Origin of the sequence: Mesorhizobium sp. M1A.F.Ca.IN.020.06.1.1 (assembly GCF_004023265.1) — a bacterium.
Lineage (GTDB): Bacteria > Pseudomonadota > Alphaproteobacteria > Rhizobiales > Rhizobiaceae > Mesorhizobium.
The window spans coordinates 1-6,221 of record NZ_RZSR01000282.1 but is presented as its reverse complement, the minus strand read 5'-3'; the positions used below and the strand labels follow the sequence as shown (position 1 = coordinate 6,221).

Genomic DNA, 6,221 nt, shown 5'->3' with positions numbered 1-6,221 from the left:
CATTGAGAGCGGTGAAGGACGTTTCAGTCAGCCTCCGGCCCGGCGAGACGCTCGGGTTGGTCGGCGAGTCCGGCAGCGGCAAGACCACCTTCGCGAGGCTGCTGCTCGGCCTCGTGCCGCCGGACGAGGGCGGCAGCATCGAACTGGAGGGCAAGCAGTTGGCGCCGCGGCTTGCCAGCCGCTCGGAGGACCAGGTCAAGGCGGTGCAGATCGTCTTCCAGAATCCGGATTCGGCGCTCAACCGTTCGCATTCGATCCGGCATATCCTCAGCCGCGCTTTGAAGCGGTTGGGCGGGCTCACCGGCAAGTCGCTGGAAGCGCGCCTCGAAGAGCTCGTCCGCTCGGTGCGGCTCACCGACCGGCATCTCGCCGTCAAGCCGCGGCAGCTTTCGGGCGGTCTGAAGCAGCGCGTGGCGATCGCCCGCGCCTTCGCCGGCGATCCGCGCATCGTCGTCTGCGACGAGCCGACCTCGGCGCTCGACGTGTCGGTGCAGGCGGCGATCCTCAACCTCTTGGCCGACCTGCAGTCGAAGCAGGATGTGAGCTACATTTTCATCTCGCACGACCTCGGCGTGGTGCGCTATCTGTCCGACAAGATCGCGGTGCTCTATCTCGGCCGCATCATGGAGTTCGGACCGTCGGAAGCGGTGTTTTCCGGCCCGCATCACCCTTACACGGAAGCTCTGTTGTCGGCCGTTCCGAAACTCGACCGGACGGAAAGCTCGCGCATCCGCCTCGACGGCGAAATCCCGAGCGCGGCCAACCCACCCACGGGTTGCGTCTTCCACACGAGATGCCCGCGCAAGATCGGCGCGATCTGCGAGACGCAAGTGCCGGAACTTTCCGAGGCAGAGCCCGGGCACACAATTCGATGCCATATTCCTTTCGCGGAGTTGGCAAGACTGCAGAAGCCGAAGGCCGTGGAGCCGGCGTGATAGCCGCCAGAAAGCGGCCGCGCCTGCTGGATTCGCTGCGCGCGATGGTTGGCGCAGGGCGGCAAGCGCGCTGACACCATCGCGCTAGTCGACGTCCAGGCAAACCTCGTTTCGAACCGCCGCGTAGGGTCCCTCGCGCCTTCCCTCGATCCTGCCGGATCTCCCCCCGCCCCGCATCGTCTCGGAGTCTCGTTTTAGCTCATTCCTGAGACGACCGCCGAAATGGCGGTTGAAATATTTTTCAAACGGTCATAGGAATGTTCAAACAATGATCGCGGCGCGGGCGGCGCCAAGGACCGGAGGAAGCGACATGTCCCATCCGCAATTCGCAGCGGAACTCCTGCAGCGCGCTGAGAAACAAGGACCGATCACCATCGGTCTCGCCGGCGCCGGACAGATGGGAACAGATATCGTCGTTCAGGTCGCACTCATGCCGGGCATGCGCATCGGCGCCATTTCGGAGGTCAGGCCGCAGGCGGCGATCGATGCGGCGCTGCTGGCCGGCCATGATCGTTCCGATATTGTGCAGGCGCCCAATGCCCCGGCCATTGATCGCGCCATCGAGGGCGGCAAGATCGCGGTCACCGAGGACCTGCATGCGCTCGCCGCCGCCGGCCGCATCGACGTGATCATCGACGCAACCGGAAATCCCAATATCGGCACGCTGTTCGCGCTCGAGGTGATGAAGAACGGCAAGCATATCGTCATGCTAAATGTCGAGGCCGACATCACGATCGGCCGGTTCCTGAAGGAAGAGGCGCGCAAGGCCGGCGTCGTCTACACAGGTGCGGCGGGCGACGAGCCTGCCTGCACGCTGGAGATCATCGGCTTCGCCAGAAGCCTCGGCTTCAACATCGTTGCCGCCGGCAAGGGCAAGAACAATCCGCTGAAGTTCGACGCCGTGCCGGCCGACTACGAGAAGGAGGCGGCCGAGCGCAACATGAATGCGCGCATGCTGGTCGAGTTCGTCGACGGCTCGAAGACGGCAATCGAGATGGTGGCGATCGCCAACGCGACGGGACTGGTGCCCGACGTGCCAGGCATGCACGGCCCTACCGCGACGCTAGAAGAACTCGCCAGCGTGCTCTGCCCGCGCGAGGATGGCGGCGTGCTTCATCGCAAGGGCGTTGTCGACTATTCGATCGGCAAGGGCGTCGCGCCCGGGGTGTTCTGCATCATCGAAACCAAGCATCCGCGCGTGCTGGAGCGAATGATCGACCTCAAGGTCGGCAGGGGCCCCTATTTCACGATCTTCCGGCCCTATCACCTCACCAGCCTGGAAGTGCCGCTGTCGGCGGCGCGCGCCGTGGTCTACAAGCGCGCCGACATGGAACCGCTCGATCATCCGGTGGCCGAGGCGGTGGCGGTGGCCAAGACCAGTCTCGGCACCGGCCAGTCGCTCGGCATGATCGGCGAGAACGACTACCGCGGCTTCGCCATGACCTGGGAAGACGCGCGCGCCAAGGGCGCGCTGCCGCTCGGGCTTGCTGAACGTGCCAAGGTGGTGAAGCCGGTCAAGGCCGGCGACTTCCTGACCTATGAAAACTGTGTACCCGACGATTCGATGGTGATAACCCAGATCCGCCGTCGTCTCGACCAGTCGGACGGACGGTTCGTAACCAACGCGGCCTAAAGCGCGTCGCGCGGAAACGGATCCAGGCGACGCGCTTTAGGTCTTTGTTTTTATGCATGTCGTTTTCGCAAAACCGCTGCACACTTTTGCGCGACATGCTCTAACCCTCCGGATCCCAGCCTGATGGACGATGTGGTAATCGGGATCGACGCCTCGACGACCGCCGTGAAGGCGATCGCTTTCGCGCGCGACGGCTCGGAGCTTTTCCAGGCACGCGAGACCTATCCGCTTTCCAACCCGGCGCCCGGCCATTTCGAGCAGGACGCCGAGCATTGGTGGGAGGCGCTGCTGTCGGCGCTGCAACAAGTCGCCAAGGCGATCGATGCCTCACGCGTGAAAGCCATCGCAATCGCGCACCAGCGCGAGAGCTTCACGCTGATCGACAACGCCGGCAAGCCGCTCATTCCCGCCATATTGTGGCTCGACGAACGCGCCCGCCGCCAGGTGGCGCGGTTTTCGGAAGAACTCGGCCGCGAGGCGATCCGCGACTGGAGCGGCAAGCCGCCGGACCCGACGCCGGCGCTCTACGCTTTGGCCTGGCTGACGGAGCACCGGCCGCAGGCGCTGGCGGAAGCGGCCGCGGTGGTCGACGTGCACGCGTTCTTCGTCCACCGGCTCACCGGGCGACTCGTCACCAGCACGGCGAGTGCCGATCCGCTCGGTCTGCTGGACATCGCGCATGGCGTCTGGCACCCGAGGCTGGTCGAGGCGGCGGGGCTGCGGCCGGAGCAACTGCCGGAGCTCGCAGCCCCTGGGGAGGTCTGCGGCACGTTGTCGGAAAGCGTCGCGGCGGCGATCGGCCTGAAGGCCGGCACGCCGGTTATTGCGGGCGCCGGAGACGGCCAGGCGATGGGCCTCGGCATGGGAGTCTACGGGCCCGGCAAAAGCTATCTGTCGTTGGGCTCAGGCGTCGTCAGCGGAAATTATTCCGGTACGGTGACAACGTCGGATGCATTCCGCACGCTGGTTTCGCCGACCGGCTCCGGCTTCATGCTGGAGACGGTGCTGCGTTCCGGCATGCAGTTGGTCGACTGGATCGTGCGCACTACCGGCGCGCCTTCGGCCGCGGTGCTGGAGAAGGCTGCGAAGGACGTCGCGCCAGGCAGCGACGGATTGCTCGTCATGCCCTATTGGGCCGGCGTCATGAGCCCTTACTGGGACGGCTCGGCGCGCGGCGCTATCGTCGGCCTGTCGCTCGATCACGAGCCAAAGCATCTCTTCCGCGCGGTGCTGGAGGGCATAGCGCTGGAGCAGGCGATCGCCACCGAGGCGATGGAGGAACAGACCGGCAAGGCCGACGCGATGATCGCGGCCGGCGGCGGCACCAATTGCGCACTGCTGATGGAAATCATGGCGAGCGTGCTCGAGCGCCCGCTCTTCGTCTCGCCGGTCAACGAAGCAGCGGCGCTGGGAGCCGCCATGCTCGCGGCCTCGGCAATCGGCTGGTTCGCGTCACCGGAAGAAGCGGCAAAGGCGATGGCGGCACGGCCGGCACGCCAGGTCGATCCTGTCGAGGCGCTTGTTCCGACCTACCGCGCACGCAAAGAAGTCTATCGTGATCTCTATCACGCGACACGCGATATCCACACGCGGCTCGGCGCGATTACCTGAACTACCGGCTAAGCAGCCCCTTGGCCGCGTCTTCGTCGGTGATCAGCACCGAGACCTTCGTATTCGCAAGTGCGGCGCGCATGACGGCGATCTTCTCCCGCCCGCCCGACACCAGGATGGTGGTCGGAATGTCGGAGAGATCCTGCAGCGGGTAGGCGCAGACGCGGCGGTTGACCTCATGGTCAACGATGCGGCCCTCGGCATCGATGAAGTGGCAGAGGATATCGCCGACCGCGCCCGCCGCCTGCAATTCCTCCAATTCGCTGGGCTTGATGAAACCGTAATTGGCGATCGGGCTGTCGTTGGAAAAGGAGCCGACGCTGAGCACGGCGATGTTGGCGCGCCGCGCCCTAAAGACCACATCCTGGACGCTGCGCTGGCTCATGAAGGCATCGCGCTGCTCCGGCCTGTCGGCATAGACGGGCACGGGCAGCAGATAGCATTCGGCGCCGATCTTCTCAGCGAATTCCCAGGCGCTCTCGGTCGGATTGAGCGGCTGCGCATGGGTGAGGCCGCCAAGCATCGAGACCACCGTGGTCCTGGCGATCGGCCGCCTGGGCAATTCGTTGATGGCGAATTTCAGCGTCCTGCCCCAACCCAGTGCGATAACGTCGCCCGCATTGACGTTGTCGGCGAGATAGGCGGCGGCGGCATGGCCGATCATCAGCGGCGCGTTGCTCCTGTCGGCAGCCGACGGCACGACCACCGCCTGGCTGAGGCCGAAGCGCTGCTTCAGGCTTTCCTCCAGCTGCACGCATTCGACGACGCTGTCGCGAATGCGGAACTGGACGACGCCCTCCTCGCGCGCGGCCGACAGAATCCGGTGCACCTTGATACGGCCGACGCCGAGGATCTCCGAGATCCGCTCCTGCGTCAGCCCTTCGACATAATAGTGCCAGGCGGCTCGGGCCTTGAGCTCGGCATCCGGAAAACGCGAGACCTTGTCGTTCTCGATCATCGCCATGCTTTATGCCTCCGTATGCGCTCGACTTCCCTATGGCAAACTGTCGGTTCACGCAAACTGCCGCCGAATGGCTGCGCGGCACTTGACAATTTTCTGATGAACGTTTTAGCTGAACAAAATTGCAGTTCAAAGATAAATTGTTCACAAGGGAGGATGCCTGGTGAACAAGAGCGGAAGGCAAGGCACGCCTGCCCGCTGACGGAGGAGACGAAGTGGCCGTGAGCAACGAGACGAGCGAGTTGAAGGCTGGCACCGGCGCCGCGCAGGCCGCTTCCGGTGCGAAGCTTTCGGCGCTGTTTGCCGGCACGATGGGACCGCTGATCGGGCTGGTGCTGCTGTGCCTGGCGCTGGCGCTGACCACCGACACCTTCCTTACGGTACGCAACATCCTCAACGTGCTCGACCAGGTGACCGTGCTCGGCATCATGGCGATCGGCATGACGCTGGTCATCCTGATCGGCGGCATCGACCTTTCCGTCGGCTCGGTGCTGGCGCTGGCCTCGATGGTGATGGGCTATGTCGCCTATCCCGACTATCTCAATCTCGGCGTCCCGGCGGGCATCGCCGCGGCGCTCGTCGTCGCCGCCCTCTGCGGCCTGGTGTCGGGCCTGCTGGTGACGGTGACGAAACTGCCGCCCTTCATCGCGACGCTTGCCATGATGTCGGTGGCGCGCGGCCTCGCCAACATGATCACCGACGGCTCGCAGATCGTCGGCTTTCCCGACTGGTTCACCAACCTCTCCATCGTGCGCCATTTCGGCTTCCTGTCGGTCACCGTCGGGCTGATGATCGTGCTGGCGATCGTCTTCGCGATCTTCCTCAATTACCGCGCCACCGGCCGCAGCCTCTACGCGATCGGCGGCAGCGCCGAGGTTGCCCGCCTCTCCGGCATTCCGGTGAAGTCGCTGACCAACTGGGTCTACGCAATCTGCGCACTGCTGGCGGGACTGGCCGGCATCGTGCTCGCGGCCCGGCTCGATTCCGTGCAGCCGAGTTCGGGCGTCGGCTACGAGCTCGACACTATCGCCGCGGTGGTGATCGGCGGCGCCAGCCTTTCCGGCGGCATCGGCTCGATCGG

Annotated in this window: 5 protein-coding genes; 4 read left to right on the top strand and 1 reads right to left on the bottom strand. The window is 65.0% G+C overall.

From position 1 onward, the window contains the following. From EOA60_RS14595 to EOA60_RS14585, 3 genes are all read left to right on the top strand, one after another. Positions 1-935: ABC transporter ATP-binding protein (locus EOA60_RS14595; protein WP_128311541.1), on the top strand; the 935-nt coding region annotated here is incomplete at its 5' end. Positions 936-1,245: 310 nt separating this feature from the next. Continuing rightward, positions 1,246-2,568, top strand: coding sequence for a homoserine dehydrogenase (locus EOA60_RS14590; RefSeq protein ID WP_067327773.1), 1,323 nt, complete (start codon positions 1,246-1,248; stop codon positions 2,566-2,568). Between the two features lie 123 nt (positions 2,569-2,691). Further along, positions 2,692-4,179: an FGGY family carbohydrate kinase gene (locus EOA60_RS14585; protein ID WP_127335648.1), complete on the top strand. Its 1,488-nt coding sequence runs from the start codon at positions 2,692-2,694 to the stop codon at positions 4,177-4,179. A 1-nt stretch (position 4,180) separates the two neighbouring features. Here EOA60_RS14585 and EOA60_RS14580 read toward each other — a convergent pair whose 3' ends face one another. Then, positions 4,181-5,143, bottom strand: a complete 963-nt coding sequence (locus tag EOA60_RS14580; RefSeq protein WP_095823860.1) for a sugar-binding transcriptional regulator — start codon at positions 5,141-5,143, stop codon at positions 4,181-4,183. 308 nt (positions 5,144-5,451) lie between these two features. Between EOA60_RS14580 and EOA60_RS14575 the strand changes: the two genes are divergently transcribed. After that, positions 5,452-6,221 (top strand): ABC transporter permease (locus EOA60_RS14575; protein ID WP_245502561.1); only part of this gene is annotated, 770 nt, incomplete at its 3' end.